Raw genomic sequence first — 3051 nt, forward strand, 5'->3', positions numbered from 1 at the left:
TTATGGTATTGGTAGGAATAGAAGCAATGAATGTTTTTGGGGGCTCAGCCTATCTAGATGTCATGCAATTAGCGCAGCACAGACAGTTGGACCCTGCGAGATTTGAAAATTTATTAATGAAAGAAAAGGCTGTTGCCCTGCCCTATGAAGATCCGGTTACCTTTGGAGTCAATGCGGCAAAACCGCTGGTGGACGCCCTCTCTGAAGCGGAAAAAAACCGCATCGAAATGCTCATCACCTGTACAGAATCAGGAATTGATTTTGGAAAATCAATCAGTACATATATTCACCACTATTTGGGACTGAATCGGAATTGCAGGCTATTTGAACTCAAGCAAGCCTGCTATTCAGGTACTGCCGGACTCCAAATGGCGGTGAATTTTATTTTATCCCAAGTCTCGCCAGGGGCCAAAGCGCTTGTTATTGCCAGTGATATCTCACGATTTATTGCCGCTGAAGGCGGGGATGTTTTGAGTGAGGATTGGTCTTACGCTGAACCAAGCGGAGGGGCAGGGGCTGTGGCCATGCTCATTAGTGAAAATCCTCATATATTCCAAGTCGATGCGGGCGCTAATGGATATTATGGCTATGAGGTGATGGATACTTGCCGGCCGATACCAGATAGCGAGGCCGGAGATGCGGACTTGTCTTTAATGTCCTATCTGGACTGCTGCGAGCAAGCATTTTTGGAATACCAGAAACGGGTACAAGGAGTGGACTATAAAGATACCTTCCAGTATCTTTCCTTCCATACTCCATTCGGTGGAATGGTAAAAGGAGCTCATCGCACGATGATGCGAAGGATTACTCAGGCCAAGCCCAATGAGATTGAGGCGGATTATGTACAACGTGTCAAGCCAGGATTGGAGTATTGCCAACGAGTCGGCAATATTATGGGTGCGACCTTGTACCTGTCCTTGGCAGGCACGATTGATAAGGGCACATTTGATTCTCCGAAGCGGATTGGTTGCTTTTCCTATGGATCAGGCTGCTGCTCGGAATTTTATAGCGGGGTAGTGATGCCGCAAAGCCAGGAATATCTGCGTCGTTTTGAGATCGAGCGTAATTTGAATGATCGGTATCAATTATCCATGGATGAATATGAATCCTTGCTGAAAGGCAGTGGCGCTGTACGTTTTGGAACCCGCAACACCAAACTTGATTTTCAATTGGTTCCTGGAGTGATCGATTCCGGGAAAGGGAGACAGCGATTATATCTGGAGGAAATCTATGAATTCCACCGCAAATATCGGTGGGAATCATGAATTATCAAACAATTCAGGTTCGGTTTCAAGAATCGATTTGTTACTTACGGTTTTACCGACCAGAGGCAAATAACACGATTAATAACACCCTCATTGAGGAATGCATGCATGCGCTTGCACTGTGTGAGGAGTCGGTTACGATCGTTGTTTTGGAAGGCCTGCCGGAGGTGTTTTGTCTTGGAGCGGATTTTCAAGGAATGTACGAAAAAATGGCAAATGAACATGAGCATGCACAGAATCCAGAACCTCTATATGATCTGTGGTTAAAACTGGCGACAGGGCCCTATATCACGATTTCTCATGTGCGAGGAAAGGCAAACGCTGGCGGCATTGGATTTATTGCTGCCAGCGACATTGTGATAGCAGATCAGACAGCACAGTTCAGTCTGTCGGAATTGTTATTTGGGCTTTTCCCTGCTTGTGTTCTGCCCTTTTTAGTACGCAGAATTGGATTCCAAAAAGCGAATTATTTGACATTAATGACACAGCCGATTATGGTTGAGCAGGCTCTTACATGGGGATTAGTCGATGCATATGATGCCCAGAGTGATACGGTGCTGCGCAAGCATTTATTACGCCTCAGACGATTGTCCAAAACGGGTATTTTACGCTACAAACGCTTTATGGACGAACTCAGCGATTTGCGTCAGTATAAATCACTGGCGCTGGCGTCCAATCAAGAGGTGTTTTCAGACGCTCAAAATCTGAAGGGCATTTTCCGATATGTCGAAACAGGTCAATTTCCGTGGATGGACTGATGGGCGTTTGCCACAAGACGGGATGCTGAGGGGGAAGTAGATCATCATGTCACAATCTGTGGTTGAGTTACTTGAGATCGAGCGAGGGATTATCCAAGTAACAATGCAAGATAGAGTTCATAAAAATACATTTACACTTGAAATGACTCATGGACTTAGAGAAGCGTTCCGTACGATCCAGGATGACTCGACCTGCAAAGTCGTAATTATAACAGGGTATGACAACTACTTCGCCACGGGTGGAACGCAAGAAGGACTATTGGCTATACATGAAGGAACATCAAAGTTTACTGATGAAAATATTTACTCTCTAGCATTGAACTGCAAAGTTCCAGTGATAGCTGCTATGCAGGGCCATGCGGTTGGTGGGGGCTTTGTCATGGGGCTATTTTCTGATTTCGTAATCCTGAGTAAGGAAAGTATGTACACGACTAATTTTATGAGATACGGATTTACACCAGGAATGGGTGCGACGTTCATTCTTCCCCAAAAACTCGGGTTCAGCCTGGGAGAAGAATTATTGTTAAATGGGGGGAATTACCGAGGCGCAGAACTGGAGAAGCGAGGAGTGCCGTTTCCAGTTTTGCCTCGCAAAGAAGTGATGAGCTATGGATTGGATCTTGCTAGACAGCTGGCCGAGAAACCCAGATTTTCATTAATCACATTAAAGGATCATCTGGTAGCTCCACTCCGCGCTCAGCTTCCCAAAATCGTAGAACAAGAGCTGATTATGCATGAGAAGACCTTTCACCAAGCCGAGGTTAAAGAACGCATCATCAACCTGTTTGGAAAATAATAACTTTTCCACATCCTTATTTATTTATATTTGTTGGACGCTTTTACGGTTTTTCATGGGAATCTGGAAACGAGTGTGAAAGGGGCGCATAGCCTTTCTCATCACTCGTTTTTTCTTTGCTACTTTCGTTAGGCAACGCTTCAAGCGTGAAACAGTAGCTCAAAATAGACATCGTGATAAGCATTTAGCTCATGTTGTATTTAAATTTTGTGTTTGAGGAGTTGGTGGATGA

The 3051-nt window shown here is 44.9% G+C and carries 3 protein-coding genes; all 3 read left to right on the plus strand.

The genetic code is table 11. From position 1 onward, the window contains the following. Positions 1 to 2 precede the first annotated feature (2 nt). From G7035_RS17635 to G7035_RS17645, 3 genes are read left to right on the plus strand one after another with little or no spacing between them, the layout of a single operon-like run. Positions 3 to 1265: a hydroxymethylglutaryl-CoA synthase family protein gene (locus tag G7035_RS17635; RefSeq protein ID WP_016821483.1), complete on the plus strand. Its 1263-nt coding sequence runs from the start codon at positions 3 to 5 to the stop codon at positions 1263 to 1265. Beyond that, positions 1262 to 2023, plus strand: coding sequence for an enoyl-CoA hydratase/isomerase (locus tag G7035_RS17640; RefSeq protein ID WP_019687993.1), 762 nt, complete (start codon positions 1262 to 1264; stop codon positions 2021 to 2023). The genes G7035_RS17635 and G7035_RS17640 overlap by 4 nt, the downstream gene beginning before the upstream one ends. A gap of 46 nt (positions 2024 to 2069) precedes the next feature. Beyond that, the gene (locus G7035_RS17645) at positions 2070 to 2819 is read left to right on the plus strand and encodes a polyketide synthase (protein ID WP_016821481.1); all 750 of its coding nucleotides are present in this window, start codon (positions 2070 to 2072) and stop codon (positions 2817 to 2819) included. The last annotated feature ends 232 nt before the right edge of the window (positions 2820 to 3051 follow it).

This window comes from Paenibacillus polymyxa, assembly GCF_015710975.1.
GTDB classification, from domain to species: Bacteria; Bacillota; Bacilli; order Paenibacillales; family Paenibacillaceae; genus Paenibacillus; species Paenibacillus polymyxa.

What these genes read in the sequence shown, in the direction of transcription:
- G7035_RS17635 (WP_016821483.1), top strand. Translation starts at nt 3, where the DNA reads ATGGTATTGGTAGGAATAGAAGCAATGAATGTTTTTGGGGGCTCAGCC.
- G7035_RS17640 (WP_019687993.1), top strand. Translation starts at nt 1,262, where the DNA reads ATGAATTATCAAACAATTCAGGTTCGGTTTCAAGAATCGATTTGTTAC.
- G7035_RS17645 (WP_016821481.1), top strand. Translation starts at nt 2,070, where the DNA reads ATGTCACAATCTGTGGTTGAGTTACTTGAGATCGAGCGAGGGATTATC.